This is a genomic window from Variovorax multivorans (genome assembly GCF_051216835.1).
Lineage (GTDB): Bacteria > Pseudomonadota > Gammaproteobacteria > Burkholderiales > Burkholderiaceae_C > Variovorax.
Genome location: NZ_JBPJZL010000004.1, coordinates 538,232 through 552,400 on the forward strand (window position 1 = coordinate 538,232; position 14,169 = coordinate 552,400).

Annotated in this window: 15 protein-coding genes; 3 read left to right on the forward strand and 12 right to left on the reverse strand. The window is 66.0% G+C overall.

Annotated features, from left to right (window positions below):
* Positions 1 to 10: 10 nt before the first annotated feature.
* From ACSFCA_RS12925 to ACSFCA_RS12935, 3 genes are read right to left on the reverse strand one after another with little or no spacing between them, the layout of a single operon-like run.
* Positions 11 to 1,912 (reverse strand): YhgE/Pip family protein, encoded by a 1,902-nt coding sequence (locus ACSFCA_RS12925; protein ID WP_435459790.1) that lies wholly within the window; start codon positions 1,910 to 1,912, stop codon positions 11 to 13.
* Positions 1,913 to 1,966: 54 nt separating this feature from the next.
* On the reverse strand, positions 1,967 to 2,335 hold the full coding sequence (locus tag ACSFCA_RS12930; protein ID WP_093054397.1) for a nuclear transport factor 2 family protein: 369 nt from the start codon (positions 2,333 to 2,335) through the stop codon (positions 1,967 to 1,969).
* Position 2,336: 1 nt separating this feature from the next.
* Positions 2,337 to 4,853: a sodium-translocating pyrophosphatase gene (locus ACSFCA_RS12935; protein WP_435459791.1), complete on the reverse strand. Its 2,517-nt coding sequence runs from the start codon at positions 4,851 to 4,853 to the stop codon at positions 2,337 to 2,339.
* Between the two features lie 254 nt (positions 4,854 to 5,107).
* Between ACSFCA_RS12935 and ppa the strand changes: the two genes are divergently transcribed.
* Positions 5,108 to 5,635 (forward strand): inorganic diphosphatase, encoded by a 528-nt coding sequence (gene ppa, locus ACSFCA_RS12940; RefSeq protein WP_093054399.1) that lies wholly within the window; start codon positions 5,108 to 5,110, stop codon positions 5,633 to 5,635.
* Between the two features lies 1 nt (position 5,636).
* On the opposite strand, the gene ACSFCA_RS12945 is transcribed toward ppa, so the two are convergent.
* The 3 genes from ACSFCA_RS12945 to ACSFCA_RS12955 form a co-directional block, all read right to left on the reverse strand.
* Positions 5,637 to 6,278 (reverse strand): lysozyme inhibitor LprI family protein, encoded by a 642-nt coding sequence (locus tag ACSFCA_RS12945; RefSeq protein ID WP_435459792.1) that lies wholly within the window; start codon positions 6,276 to 6,278, stop codon positions 5,637 to 5,639.
* Positions 6,279 to 6,377: 99 nt separating this feature from the next.
* Positions 6,378 to 7,130, reverse strand: coding sequence for a hypothetical protein (locus ACSFCA_RS12950; RefSeq protein WP_435459793.1), 753 nt, complete (start codon positions 7,128 to 7,130; stop codon positions 6,378 to 6,380).
* A 69-nt stretch (positions 7,131 to 7,199) separates the two neighbouring features.
* Positions 7,200 to 8,354: a GNAT family N-acetyltransferase gene (locus ACSFCA_RS12955; RefSeq protein ID WP_435459794.1), complete on the reverse strand. Its 1,155-nt coding sequence runs from the start codon at positions 8,352 to 8,354 to the stop codon at positions 7,200 to 7,202.
* 19 nt (positions 8,355 to 8,373) lie between these two features.
* Between ACSFCA_RS12955 and ACSFCA_RS12960 the strand changes: the two genes are divergently transcribed.
* A complete protein-coding gene (locus ACSFCA_RS12960) occupies positions 8,374 to 10,071 on the forward strand; it encodes an NAD+ synthase (protein ID WP_435459795.1) in 1,698 nt (565 codons plus the stop codon).
* Complete coding sequence (locus ACSFCA_RS12965; protein ID WP_258355216.1) at positions 10,068 to 10,406, forward strand: P-II family nitrogen regulator; 339 nt, start codon at positions 10,068 to 10,070, stop codon at positions 10,404 to 10,406. Before ACSFCA_RS12960 ends, ACSFCA_RS12965 begins: the two co-directional genes overlap by 4 nt.
* A 39-nt stretch (positions 10,407 to 10,445) precedes the next feature.
* Here the strand turns inward: ACSFCA_RS12965 and ACSFCA_RS12970 are convergent, their stop codons facing one another.
* The 6 genes from ACSFCA_RS12970 to ACSFCA_RS12995 are packed head-to-tail and all read right to left on the reverse strand — an operon-like array spanning position 10,446 to position 13,904.
* Positions 10,446 to 11,036, reverse strand: a complete 591-nt coding sequence (locus ACSFCA_RS12970; RefSeq protein WP_258355215.1) for an LOG family protein — start codon at positions 11,034 to 11,036, stop codon at positions 10,446 to 10,448.
* Between the two features lie 31 nt (positions 11,037 to 11,067).
* Positions 11,068 to 11,475 (reverse strand): diacylglycerol kinase, encoded by a 408-nt coding sequence (locus ACSFCA_RS12975; protein WP_093054413.1) that lies wholly within the window; start codon positions 11,473 to 11,475, stop codon positions 11,068 to 11,070.
* Positions 11,472 to 12,038 (reverse strand): RDD family protein, encoded by a 567-nt coding sequence (locus tag ACSFCA_RS12980; protein WP_258355214.1) that lies wholly within the window; start codon positions 12,036 to 12,038, stop codon positions 11,472 to 11,474. The genes ACSFCA_RS12975 and ACSFCA_RS12980 overlap by 4 nt, the downstream gene beginning before the upstream one ends.
* 13 nt (positions 12,039 to 12,051) lie before the next feature.
* Complete coding sequence (locus tag ACSFCA_RS12985; RefSeq protein WP_435459796.1) at positions 12,052 to 12,900, reverse strand: DUF3106 domain-containing protein; 849 nt, start codon at positions 12,898 to 12,900, stop codon at positions 12,052 to 12,054.
* Between the two features lie 15 nt (positions 12,901 to 12,915).
* A complete protein-coding gene (locus ACSFCA_RS12990; protein WP_258355212.1) occupies positions 12,916 to 13,341 on the reverse strand; it encodes a DUF3619 family protein in 426 nt (141 codons plus the stop codon).
* Positions 13,338 to 13,904 carry an RNA polymerase sigma factor gene (locus ACSFCA_RS12995; RefSeq protein ID WP_093054421.1) on the reverse strand — a complete coding sequence of 189 codons (567 nt, stop codon included), beginning with the start codon at positions 13,902 to 13,904 and terminating at the stop codon, positions 13,338 to 13,340. Before ACSFCA_RS12995 ends, ACSFCA_RS12990 begins: the two co-directional genes overlap by 4 nt.
* Positions 13,905 to 14,169 lie beyond the last annotated feature (265 nt).

A 14,169-nucleotide genomic window follows, 5' to 3' on the forward strand; every position in this document is an offset into this window, starting at 1 on the left:
AAGGGGCTGCTCAGATCTGCACCGTTGGCCGGTAGTCCGCCAGCAGCACTTCCTTCCACTTGCCGAACAGGGCCATCAGCCCGACGGCCACTGCGCCCGACAGCAGCACCACCCAGCAGGCATGCGCCCACCCGTCGTCGAAGGCTCCGAACATCACAGCGCGAAAGGCCTGCACCACCCAGCTGAACGGCAGCCAGCTGTGCACCGTGCGGAAGAAGCCGGCCGAAAGCTCCACCGGCAGCACCCCGCCGCCGGCCGACAACTGCAGCGTAAGCAGCAGCACGGTAAGGATGCGGCCGAAGTCGCCGAACACATGCAGGATCGCGAACAGCACCACCAGGAAGACCAGCGAGGCCAGCGCCATCGTGAGCGCCAGCGCCGCCACGTGCGGCGCCTGCACCTGCAGCACGCCCAGCAGCGTGGCCAGCACCAGCGCCACCTGCAGCAGCACGATCAGCGCCGGCATGGTGATCTTGCCGAGCGTCTTGGCGAGCTTCGGGTAGTGGGTGTGGTCCGCCAGCACGATGCGGATGTTGAACAGGTAGCCCGCCATCACGGCGCCGATCCACAGCGCCACCGACACCATGTTCGGCACGAAGGCGCTGCCGTTGTTGTCCACCGGTGCTACCACCTCGACCTTGGGCTCGACCGAATCGGCCAGCCCCGAGGCGCTGCCCTGGATGCGGGTGATGGAGGCGGGCAGGGCGGCTTCGATGGTGCGCACACCGGTCAGCAGGCGCTGTGCGCCCTGTGCAAGCTGAGCGCCACTCTGCACGAACTCGTCGAGCTTCTTGTCCGCGGGCAGCTTGCCAGCCATGGTGCGGATGCCGCCAGACAGCGCCCCCATGCCGTCGGTGAGCTTGCCCACGCCGCCGTCGAGCGCAGTGGCGCCGGCCGCGAGCTTATGGTTGCCGTCCTGTGCCTTGGCCATGGCCCCCTGCGCCTGATCGATGCCGCCGCGCAGCTTGTCGGCGCCGGCTGCGAGTTCGCCCGCGCCCTTGGCGATGCGCTCGCCCACGAAGGGGATGTCGGCGGAATCCTTCTGCATCTTGCGCGCGCCGTCGCCGAGCTGGCCGGCACCGGCTTCGAGCTGGCCGAGCCCGTCGCCGATCTGCGCGAGCCCGCTGCCGAGCTCGCGTTGGCCCGCCGCGAGTTGCTGCGAGCCGGCCTTCAGCGCACGCAGGTCCGCGTCGGCCGGCAGCTTCGATTCGATGGTGCGGATGCCGCCGTTGACCTGCTTGAACCCGCTGCCCACCTGCTGCGCGGCGGTGCTGTATTGGGCGGCGCCGTTGGCCAGCGTCTGGCTGCCGTCGCGCAGCTCCAGCAGGGCCTGCTTGAGCTTGTCGAGCCGCTGCTGCGAGCCGGAGGCCGCATTCAGCACCAGCCCCCAGCGCTGCTCGTTGAGCATCTCGTTGACCTGGTGCCCCAGCTCGCCCGCGAAGCGCCGCGCCAGGCCGGCCGAGCTGTAGTTGTTGCCTTCGGATGTGTAGACCACCAGTTGCCCCGCGCCGCGCTGCGCACCCGGTACCGCGTTGGCGCTGAAGTCGGCTGGAATCAGCAGCGCAAAGGCCAGCGTGCCGCGCCGCACCTCGGCGCGCGCGGCTTCGGCGTCGGTCATCGCACGGAAGCCGAAGGCGCGCTTGTCGAGCAGGGTGTGCGTGAGTTCGTCGCCGACGTTGACCGTGCGCGACATGTAGGTCACGCCTTGGTCCTGGTTGACGATGGCGGCGGGCAGGTCGGCCGTGTGGCCGGCCGGGTCCCACACGCTCGTGAGGTAGATCAGCGCATAGATCGCCGGCACCACGCCAACCGCCACTACGGCCAGCAGGATGCGCGGAAAGCGCCGCACGATCGCCAGCTCGGCCCGGGCGATGGCCCAGGTGCCGGCGAACAGTGCGTGAAGGTATCGCATGGGGCTAGGAGGTCTGCGGCAGCGCCATGGCGGTGGGTTCGCTCGCAGAAGCGGTCAGCCCGGCTTTTTCTGCGCGGGGTCGTAGAAGAATTGCTCTTCCGCGATGCGCTCGCCTTCCCAGCGCTGCCAGGCGATTTCTTCCATGCGCATTTTGCTGCCGCCCTTGAACGTGAACTCGAAGATCCAGTGGATCGCCACGTGGTCGCCGTTCACCAGCACCGGCCGCACGCAGGTGGAGACTACCGACTCGGTGCGGTCGAGCACGGCGCTTTCCTGCGCCACCAGCGTGCTGCGGCCGCGCCGCGGCTCGGCCTGGTTCTCGCGCATGGTGGCATCTTCGGTGTAGTAGTCCTCGATGGCCTTGGCATGCGCGCCGCCTTCGACAGCGGCGATGAATGATTCGAGTCGTTCGGGTGTGGGCATCTCAGGACTTTACTTTGACTTCTACGCGGCGCGCCTCGGCGGGCGGCCCGTCGGCTTGCGATTGCTCCGGCTTGGCCAGCTCGATCTTGTCTTCGGGCGCGCCGGCGGCCTTGAGCGCATCGCTCACGGCCATCGCGCGCTGCTTGGCGAGCTCGGCATTCTTTGCCGGGTCGCCGCTGGCGTCGTGGTAGCCGCTCACGAGCACTGTGCTGCCGCTCTGCACGGCCTTGATGACGTCGGCCAGGGCTTCCTTGGCGTTGGGCGCTACCTCGGAACTGGCGCTCGCGAAGTAGAACTTCACGACGCCGTTCTCGACCTTCACCGCCGCGGCTTCTGCGGCCGACACGGCGCCCGAAGCAACCACCGCAGCAGGTGTCGCCGGAGCCATCGCGGCGGGCGCGGTCACAGCCGGCGGCATCTCGACCTTCGCCGGCACGGCCGCCGCCGCATCGCCACCATGGAACTTCACCACCAGCGGCACGATGAGCAGCGCCACGATGTTGATGATCTTGATCAGCGGGTTCACGGCCGGGCCGGCGGTGTCCTTGTAGGGGTCTCCCACGGTGTCGCCGGTGACGGCTGCCTTGTGCGTCTCGCTGCCCTTGCCGCCGAAGTGGCCGTCCTCGATGTACTTCTTGGCGTTGTCCCAGGCGCCACCGCCAGTGCACATGCTGATGGCGACGAACAGGCCCGTGACGATGGTGCCCATCAGCAGCCCGCCCAGTGCCTTCGGCCCCAGCACCAGGCCGACGACGATCGGCACCAGCACCGGCAGCAGCGACGGGATCATCATTTCCTTGATGGCCGCGCCGGTCAGCATGCTCACGGCCTTGCCGTACTCGGGCTTGCCGGTGCCTTCCATGATGCCGGGGATGTCGCGGAACTGGCGCCGCACTTCTTCCACCACCGCGCCGGCCGCGCGCCCCACGGCCTCCATGGCCATTGCGCCGAACAGGTAGGGAATCAGCCCGCCGATGAAGAGGCCGACGATCACCATCGGGTCGCTCAGGTTGAAGCTGATGTTCAGCCCGAAGCTCTCCAGCTTGTGCGTGTAGTCGGCGAAGAGCACCAGTGAGGCCAGGCCCGCGGAGCCGATGGCGTAGCCCTTGGTCACGGCCTTGGTGGTGTTGCCGACCGCGTCGAGCGGGTCGGTCACAGCGCGCACGCTGGCGGGCAGATCGCTCATCTCTGCAATGCCGCCGGCGTTGTCGGTGATGGGGCCGTAGGCGTCGAGCGCCACCACGATGCCGGCCATGCTCAGCATCGACGTGGCAGCCACCGCAATGCCGAAGAGACCCGCCAGCGAGTAGGAGGCCAGGATCGCGATGCACACGAAGATCACCGGCCAGGCCGTGGAGCGCATCGACACGCCCAGGCCCGCGATGATGTTCGTGCCATGGCCGGTGGTCGATGCCTGCGCGATGTGCTGCACGGGCTTGTACTGCGTGCCGGTGTAGTACTCGGTGATCCACACCAGTGCGGCCGTCAGCGCGAGGCCGACGAAGCAGGCGCCGAACAGCTTCAGCTGGCTGCCGCTCGGGGCGATCGCGTTGTCGGGAATAAGCCAGCTCGTGACAAACCAGAACGCGATCAACGAGAGGACGCCCGCCACAGCCAGGCCCTTGTAGAGCGCCGGCATCACGTTGACCATGCCCGGCGAGGCCTTCACGAAGAAGCAGCCGATGATCGACGCGATGATCGACACGCCGCCCAGCGCCAGCGGGTACAGCACGGCATTGGTGGGCGCCGCGGTGACCATCAGCGCGCCCAGCACCATGGTGGCGATCAGCGTCACGGCGTAGGTTTCGAACAGGTCGGCCGCCATGCCGGCGCAGTCGCCGACGTTGTCGCCCACGTTGTCGGCAATCACGGCCGGGTTGCGCGGATCGTCTTCGGGGATGCCGGCCTCGACCTTGCCCACCAGGTCGGCGCCGACGTCGGCACCCTTGGTGAAGATGCCGCCGCCCAGCCGCGCGAAGATCGAGATCAGCGAAGAGCCGAAGGCAAAGCCGATCAGCGGATTGAGGGTGGCCGCGAGGCTGTGGCCCGCCGCTGGCGTGCTGCTGCCGATCAGGACCCAGTAGAAGGCCGACACGCCCAGCAGGCCCAGGCCCACCACCAGCATGCCGGTGATGGCGCCGCCGCGAAACGCGACGTCGAGTGCCGGGCCGATGCCTTGGGTGGCCGCCTGCGCCGTGCGCACATTGGCGCGCACCGACACGTTCATGCCGATGAAGCCGCAGGCGCCCGAGAGCACTGCGCCCACGATGAAGCCGACTGCCGTGGTCAGGTCCAGGAAGATGGCGATGAGGATGGCAAGCACCACGCCGACAACGGCGATGGTGCTGTACTGCTTGGCGAGGTAGGCGGAGGCGCCGGCCTGGATGGCCGCTGCAATTTCCTGCATGCGGGCATTGCCGGCGTCCTTCGCGAGAATCCAACTTCGAGCCCAGAAACCGTAGGCCACGGCCACGAGGCCGCAGACGATAGCCAGTATCAGGGGGGTGTTGCCGATCATGCTTTGCTTCTCCATTCGTTCGTTGCGACTTGTGGAGACGGACAGCATGGGCCCTGCGTGCAACGCGTACGGGACCATGTTTTCCGTCGCGTTGCTTCCTCGAAGCTCACTGCACCTGGGGTGCGGAGCCGATTGGCCAACGGTTGCAATTTACAGGCAAATACGAGCGCGCGTGCGACCGGTCGGTGACACGGAAAGTAAACTCCGGGTTTGTCCCCATCTCTCTCATACTTTTCCACTACTCGAAAAACGTCATGTCCTTCGACAAAGTTTCCCCAGGCAAGAACGTCCCCGATTCCTTCAACGTCGTGATCGAAATCCCGATGAACGCCGACCCGATCAAGTACGAAGTCGACAAGGAGTCGGGTGCGATTTTTGTCGACCGCTTCATGACGACGGCCATGTACTACCCGGCCAACTACGGCTACGTGCCGCAGACCCTGTCGGGCGACGGCGACCCGGTCGACGTGCTGGTGATCGCGCCGTATCCACTGCTGCCGGGCGTGGTGGTGCCGTGCCGCCCCCTGGGCATCCTGATGATGGAAGACGAAGCCGGCGTCGACGGCAAGGTGCTGGCCGTGCCCACCGACAAGGTGCTGCCCATCTACAGCCACTGGAAGTCGGTCGACGACGTGAACCCGATGCGCCTGAAGGCCATCAGCCACTTCTTCGAGCACTACAAGGACCTGGAAGAAGGCAAGTGGGTCAAGGTGCTGGGCTGGGAAGGCATCGACGCGGCCAAGAAGGAAATCCTGGACGGCATCGCCAGCTACAAGAAGTAACTTATTCGTTCTCGAAGGGCGAGCGGCGCGGGTCGCGCGTGAAGCTGCCGGCCAGCGATGGTGCGCAGCCCGGTGTGTCCGAGACTGTGATGCGGTCGGTGTCGAACTGGAGTGTGCGGGTGCAACGCCCGCTCTCCCGCACCACGAGGCGCCGCTGCCCGTCGAGCACGTTCTTGCCCTGCAGCAGCATGTTGCCGCGCGGGTCAGGGCAAACGTAGATCTGGATGTCCAGTGTGCCGCCCAGCTCGGGCGTCACGTCGAGGAAGCGGCCGTCCTTCGGGCATTGGCCTTCCACATAGCGTCCCATCCAATGCAGCAGCGGGTGACTCAGGTAGGTGATGCGCCGCTCGTAGTCCTGCTTCAGGCATTCGGTCTTGCCGCGGCACTCGCGGTTGCGCACGGCGATCCAGTCGCGCTGGTCGCGTTTCAGGAACGTCGCCCACTGGCCCGTGCCGGGCATTTCGACTTGCCGCTTGTAGAGCGCGGCCATGGCTTCGTCCTGGCGTGACAGGCCGGGGTCGGCGCAGATGGCTTTCTCGGTGGCGTTGCCGGCCTTGGCGCAGTCGAAGCTGGCGGCCGTCGCCAACTGGCTGGCAGCCACGAAGCAGAGTGCCACGAGGGCAGGGCGTGTGAAGGGCGGCATGCGGTTCTTTCTCCTCGAAGCGGATGCTAGGAGAGGCGCCGCGCGCCGTCGATGTGCCGAATGGTCAAGGGCACTATGCCCTTGGACAGAGGAGATGCTTCAGGCGCGGACCGCGTCGCTGGCCAGCCGCATCCATTCGCGATTGACCGAACGCGCATGCGAGTTCCAATGACGCGCGGCCTGCTGGAGTTCGTCCCACTGGCGCTGTGCGCTGGCGGCGTCGCCTTGCTGGGCGAGCCACGCGATATACCGGGCGCGGGCCTCTACGGTGTTGTACTGGCTCAGCGCGGCCTCGAAGGCTTCGCGCGCTTCGGGCTGGCGTCCGTCGGCGGCGAGGGCGCGGGCGGTGAGCACGGCGACTTCGTCCTTGCGGTAGTCGTCGCGCGTGGCACGCAGGGCCTGGAGTGCCTGCAATGCTTCGCGGCCGGAAGCCGGTCCACCTGCCGCGAGCAGTGCGCTGGCCAGGCCGAACTGCAGTTCGGGATCGGAGGCCAGCGGGCCTTTCAGTGCGTCGCGGTAGTGGCCGACGGCATCGGCCGCCTGGCCCTTGTCGAGCGCGGCCTTGGCAAGGCGTAGCTTGTTCTGGGCTGTGGGTGCGAGGTCGTAAGCCTCGGTGGCCGCGCGGTATTCGCGCTCGGGGTCGATGAAGCCGATGGCCGCGCTGGCCACTTTGCCGGCGGTGCGCTGCATGCGCGAGGCGGGCAGGTACTCGACCACGAAATACACGATGCTGCCCAGTAGCGGGAAGCTGAAAAGAATGAGGAGCCAGTACATCTGCTTGCCGTGGCGCATCGCGTGCACGGCGAAGAACAGCGCGATGAGGACGTGCAGCCCCAGTCCGACGAATGGCATCGAGTTCTCTCTGAGTTGTTGTGGATATCGGGCGCTTTTATAGCAGCCCCGCATGGCAAGACAGGCTGGTCAGGCTGCCTTGAACGGACTGCGCTCGCCCAGGTGGTCCATGTAGTTCTCGATGCCCGCGCCCTCGCGCTCCAGAAAGCGCTCGACCGCATCGGCAAACGCCGGATGCGCCAGCCAGTGGGCGCTGGTGGTTTTCACCGGCATCAGCGCGCGCGCCATCTTGTGCTCGCCCTGGGCGCCGCCTTCGAAGCGCTGCGCGCCATGTTCGATGCACCAGGCCAGCGGCTGGTAGTAGCAAGCCTCGAAGTGCAGGCAGTCGACGCGCTCCAGCGCGCCCCAGTAGCGGCCGTAGGCAACGAGCGGTGCATCGGGTTGCGTCGAAAGGGCGATCAGGCTGGTGGCCATGGGCTTGCCGTTGCGCTCGGCGACGAACAGCAGCCAGGCCTCGGGCATCGTGTCGGCCATGCGCCGGAAGAAGTCGCGCGTGAGGTAGGGCGGGTTGCCGTGCTCGCGGTAGGTGCGCTCGTAGCAGCGGTAGAAGAAGTCCCAGTCGGCCTTCGAGATGTCGGTGCCGCGCGACCACCGGAAGCTCACATCGGCATCGGCGACCTTGCGGCGCTCCTGGCGGATCTTCTTGCGCTTGTCGTGCGAGAGGCTGGCGAGGAAGGCGTCGAAGTCGGGGTATTGGGCGTTGGTCCAGTGGAACTGCACCGTGTTGCGCAGCATCAGGCCCGCTTCGGTGCAGGCGGCGATGTCGGCATCGGCGCCGAACAGCAGGTGCAGCGACGACAGTTCCTCCTGCTTGCATAGCGCGACGAGTCCTTGCACCAGCAATGTGCGGCTTTGGGCGTCGCGCGCCAGCAGCCGCGTGCCGGGCACGGGCGTGAAGGGCACCGCGACCACGGCCTTCGGGTAGTACGCGAGCCCGTGCTGCTCGTAGGCGTTGGCCCAGGCCCAGTCGAAGACGTACTCGCCGTAGGAATGGTCCTTGATGTAGAACGGGCACGCGGCCTGCAACTGCTCGCCTTGCCACAGCGTGACGAACTGCGGCATCCATCCGCTCTCGGGCGTGGCGCTGCGGCTGTCGTTCAGCGCCGCGAGGTATTCGTGGCGCATGAAGGGCGATGGCTCGGCCTCGGCGGCCAGCAGCGCGTTCCATGCGTCCGGGCTCACGTCAGCCGGCGACGACAGAACCCGAATGACATAATCGTTCAAGCCTTTTTCTTCCTTCTGTATGACGCTCAAGCTCGCCATCGCGCAACTCAATTTTGTGGTGGGCGACCTCGCCGGCAATGCGAAAAAAATCGTCGAAGCCGCGCGCGATGCCCATGCGAAGGGCGCGCGCCTCTTGTTGACGCCCGAACTCTCGATTGCCGGCTACGCGGCAGAGGACCTGTTCCTCCGTCCCGCCTTCACCGAAGCCTGTGATGATGCCGTGAAAGGCATAGCCGCCGCTCTGGCCGATCTCAAAGACATGGTGGTGGTGGTGGGGCATCCGACCGGCGGCAGCCTGCGCAGCCGCTCGGTGGCCGTGCAGATGCGCCACAACGCGGCCAGCGTCATCAAGGAAGGCCGCATCCTCGAAACGTATGCCAAGCGCGAACTGCCCAACTACCAGGTGTTCGACGAGCGCCGCTATTTCACGCCGGGGCAGGGCACCTGCGTGTTCGAGGCGGGCGGCGTCTCGGTCGGCCTGCTGATCTGCGAAGACGCCTGGTTCGACCAGCCAGCCGAACTGGCGCGCGAAGGCGGCGCCGAGGTGCTGGCGGTGATCAATGCGTCGCCATATCACGTGGGCAAGGAAGGCGAGCGCGTCGCGCGCATGGCCGACCGGGCGCGCGCGGTAGGTCTGCCGCTGGTGTACGCGCACCTGGTCGGCGGGCAGGACGAAGTGGTGTTCGACGGCGCTTCGTTCGCATTGCAGGCCGATGGCGTGGCCGCCATGCAGGCCGAGAGCTTCAAGGAGAAACTGGTCTTCGCCCAACTGGAGCGCACGCCGCAGGGTGGGGTGGGCTTCGTGGCCGAGCCGGCGGCCATCGCACCGCCGCGAGACGCTGAGGCACAGCTCTGGGACGCCCTTGTGCTCGGCGTGCGCGACTACGTCGGCAAGAACGGTTTTCCGGGCGCCATCCTGGGGCTTTCGGGCGGTATCGACTCCGCATTGGTGCTTGCCATCGCGGTCGATGCACTGGGCAAGGACAAGGTCCGTGCGGTGATGATGCCTTCGCCTTACACCGCCGACATCAGCTGGATCGATGCGCGCGACATGGCCAGCCGCCTGGGCGTGCGCTATGACGAAATTTCCATCAAGCACACCTTCGAGTCCTTCAAGGGCGCGCTGGCCGAAGAATTCAAGGGCCTGCCCGAGGACACGGCCGAGGAAAACATCCAGGCCCGCATCCGCGGCACGCTGCTGATGGGGCTTTCGAACAAGTTCGGCGCCATCGTGCTCACCACGGGCAACAAGAGCGAAATGGCCACCGGCTACTGCACGCTGTACGGCGACATGGCGGGTGGCTTCGCGGTCATCAAGGACCTGCTCAAGACCACGGTGTTCGCGCTGGCGCGCTGGCGAAATGCCCACGATCCGTACGGCACGGGCACCGAGCCGATTCCCGAGCGGATCATCACGCGCCCCCCCAGCGCCGAACTTCGGCCCGATCAGACCGATCAAGACAGCCTCCCGCCCTACGACATCCTCGATGGAATCCTGGCACGCTACATGCAGGACGACGAAGGCATCGACGAGATCATTGCTGCGGGTTACGACCGTGCGGTGGTCGAGCGGGTTGCGCGGCTCATCAGGATCAACGAATACAAGCGGCGCCAGGCGCCGGTAGGCATCCGGGTCACCCATCGAAGCTTTGGCAAGGATTGGCGTTACCCTATCACCAGCAAATTCAACGAAACCGCCGGAGCACGAAAACCATGAAGCAGATCACCGCCATCGTCAAACCCTTCAAGCTCGAGGACGTGCGCGAGGCCTTGGCCGAAGTGGGCGTCACCGGCCTGACCGTTACCGAAGTCAAGGGCTTCGGCCGCCAGAAGGGGCACACCGAGCTCTACCGCGGCGCCGAATACGTGGTCGACTTCCTGCCCAAGATGAAGGTCGAAGTGGTCGTCAACGAGGGTGATGTGGAGCGCTGTATCGAAGCCATCGTCAGCTCCGCGCGCACCGGGAAGATCGGCGACGGGAAGATTTTTGTCACCGGCGTGGAGCGCATCGTGCGCATCCGTACGGGTGAGGAAAACGAAAACGCTGTTTAGAGCAAGAAAGCCCCGGCGACGGGGCTTTCGACATGGTCGTCAGAGGTTTTCCGACAGCCTGTCTTCGCGTGGATGGAGCGGCACTTCGGCGCGCAATGCCGTGAGCAGCTCAGGCACATTGGTGCCGGTGCGGATCAGGCTCATCTGCCATTCGCCCATGAAGCCCTCGCGCACGCTGTGCGCCAGGAAGCCGAGCAGGCCGTCGTAGTAGCCGGCGGTGTTGAGGATGCCGGTGGGCTTGTCGTGGTAGCCGAGCTGGCGCCAGGTCCAGATCTCGAACAATTCCTCGAAGGTGCCAATGCCGCCCGCAAGGGCGACGAAGGCATCGGCGCGCTCGCCCATCATGGCCTTGCGCTCGTGCATGGTGTCGACCACGTGCAGCTCGTCGCACAGCGGGTTGGCCAATTCCTTGTCGACCAATGCCTTAGGGATGATGCCGACCACGCGGCCGCCGGCGAGGCGGGTGGCTTCGGCCACCGTGCCCATCAGGCCGGTGCGACCGCCGCCGTAGACAAGTTGGCCGCCGTGCTGGCCGATCCATTGGCCGACGGCTTGCGCGGCTTGGGAAAATTCAGGGCGCTCGCCGGGGCGCGAGCCGCAATACACACAGATCGAAAATTCAGGATTCATCCTGCCATCATGCCGCAGCCCGCGGGCCTTCTCATGACACGAAGCGTTGCCACAACGCCGCCGCCCAGATACCGCCGCACAGCGTGAGCGACAGCAGCACCGCGGCGCTGCCCATGTCCTTGGCGCGCTTGGAGAGGTCGTGCCACTCGGGGCCGATGCGGTCGATGGCGGCTTCCACCGCTGTGTTGAGCAGCTCGACGATCATCACCAGGATGGCGCTGCCCGCGAGCAGCGCCACCTCGACCCAGCTGCGCCCGAGCCAGAAGGAGGCCGGAATCATCACGATCGACATGATGGCTTCCTGGCGGAAGGCGGGCTCGCTCCAGCCGGCGTGCAGGCCGTGCAGAGAGATCAGCGTGGCATGCCAGACGCGTTCGAAGCCCTTGCGGGCTTTTTGCGGATTGACAGCGGGATCGGGAAGCTTGGGCAAGGCACTCATTGGCGACTCATCGGTTTGGAGGTGATGAGCCGTGTACCGGCCCAGGCGTCGTGCCAGAACTGGCGCTCGGGGTGAAAACGAGCCAGCAGGGCCCAGACTGCGACCCAGCCGAAGATCAGGACGGTCGATTCGCCGCCCGACAGCTTGAAGGGAGCAATGGCGGCCAGCGGCGGCAGGAACCAGACCCAGCTCAGCAGATAGCGCGCCAACGCGCGGCGTTGGCTGATGGGCTGGTTGTGCACGTCGACGATGCGGATGTTCCAGGTTTTCATGGCGAGGGTCTGACCTTTGGTCCAGAACCAGACGAAGTACACGCCGAACACCACGAAAAGAAAAGCCTGAAATAGATGGCGGCGCGAATCCATGGCGTCGCGCATCTGGCCCAACGTGCTGAAGAGCCAGCCCGAAACGAACACCACCGCGAACAGCAGCATGCCCTCGTAGAGCCAGCAGGCCATACGGCGCCAGAGGCCGGGCACTATCGAAACAGGAGCGCTGGATGCAGAAGGGATCGGCGAGGCGGGCTGATCTGGGCCCGAAGCCTCGGGAGAACTGGAAACCATCGAAGCCTTGGGATCAGGGGGCAGGGGAGGATGGCTCGGCTGCCGACGACGGCGCGGGCACCTGGGCTTCGGCCGGGACCGGTGGAGAAGCGATGCTGGACGGGGCAGGCGCGGCGGGGAGGATGGAAACCGCCGGTGTCGCCGCTGCAGGCATGCGCTCCGGCGGCGACGCCACCATGATCGTGGCCGGTGTGGCAGTGGGGGCGGGCGGCGGGGCCAGCAGAATTCTGGGCGTGTGCTGCACGCCGGGGGTGACGGCCGGCACCGGCACGAGCTTCTGGGACGAGACTGGCCGCACGGGAATGGCGGCGCCGCGTGGCTTGGGTGGGGCGCGTTCCGCGAGCTTGCGCTTTTCTTCCTCGCTCAAGGCCTGGTACTGCTCCCATTTGACCTTGCGCTCGTCAGCCGGAATGCGCTTGACCTCGGCAAAGTTCAGGCGGGCCTGGGCGCGCTGCTGATTGCTCAGGGCGGTCCATTCGATCATGCGACTGTGCAGGGTGGCCTGTTCGTCCGCCGACATGCTCGCGAAGTTGCGCGACAGGGCCAGCCATTTCTTCTTTTGCCCGACGTTCAGCGTATTCCAGTGAGCGTTCAGCGGCTTCAGGGCTTGCTGCTGCTCGGCTGTGAGTTCGCTCCAGAGAGGCTTGGTCGTCGAGATGGCCTTGGGGCTGGTGGCCGAAGCGGAGCTTGCCGAAGCCGGGCCTGCCGCGGCTTTGATCGCTGCTTCGGAAGGAGGCTGAGCGCAGGCGAGCGTCAGGCTAAAGGCTGCGACTGCAAGCGCACCTGCCCAAACGACTGCGCCCGCCGGGAGCGGGCGCAACGGGCGGGGGGTGTTTGCGCTGGAGGTGGAGCGGCGTCGCATTCGGTCGATGAAAAATCAGTCGGAGGCGTTGTCGGCCTTCAGGAATTGGGCAAAACCGGGGTCGGTATAGGCGGCGGGCGGCAGGTCGCCTGTCAGCAGCGCGGAATCCACTTCGGCCAACTCGCTGGCGCGGTCGTCGTCCTGCATCACGCTGATGGTGATCAGGCCAGCCACGAGCGCAATCAACGGCACCACGGAGCCGATGCGGGTCCACCAGCTTCCACCCAGCGTGAGCGCATGGCCCGACTGCACCACCACGGGCGCAGTCCGCAGCTGTGGGGGCTGCTTGCGCGCGGCCACGGCCTGCGCGCGCGCCACGCGCAGCCGCTCGCCGATGTCGTGCGGCAGCTCTCGGTTACCAGCCGAAAGGCGGGCGACCAGACGCTGGCCGAACTGGTCTTCGGCGATGGTGGATGTTGAGGTTGGAACCTTAGTGTTCATAGCGATATTCCCTTGGCCTTGAGCGCCTTGCTCAGAGCGTGAACGGCTCGCGAGCAATGGGTTTTGACGCTGCCCTCGGAGCAGCCCATCGCAGCGGCCGTCTCTGCGACGTCCATTTCCTCCCAGTAACGCATCAGGAAAGCCTCGCGTTGACGGCCCGGCAGTGCTGCGATCTGTTCCTCGATCTCGTGGAAGACCTGGGCGCGGCGGGTCGTGTCTTCGGCGCTCTCCGATTCCCTAGAGTCGGTCGGCGAGACGAAGTTCTCCAGCAAGTCGAAATCTCCGTCGTCGTCGACCGAGTCGAAATCGCTGAGGTTGGAGAAAAGGGCGCGCCGGGTCTTCTGGCGGCGGAACCAGTCGAGCGTGCAGTTCGACAGGATGCGCTGAAACAGCATCGGCAACTCGGCCGCGGGCTTGTCGCCGTAGTGCTGCGCCAGCTTCATCATGCTGTCCTGCACGATATCGAGGGCCGCTTCTTCATCCCGCACGTGGTAGACCGAGCGCTTGAAAGCGCGTCGTTCAACGCTTTTCAGGAAGTCGGAGAGTTCTTGTTCAGTGGCCAAGCGAGAGGGGGCGCGCAGGGCGCGCCGCGTGGGGAAGAGGGTCTAGCGATCGCGTATGTTTACCGCCGCGGATTATGCCTTTGTAGCTTTACAAGGCAGCTGAAGCGAATCTGAACGCCCGGAAATGTCATAATCCGCCCTGCAAGTCAAAAGGCAAACGGGTCACGGTCCGGCGGAACATCAGTCCGCTCATGGCTTTGGCCTCAAGTCCTGGCGCGACCTCACAAGGGTTGGCAAGGGGCACCCAAGGTATTTCGTTCCCGAA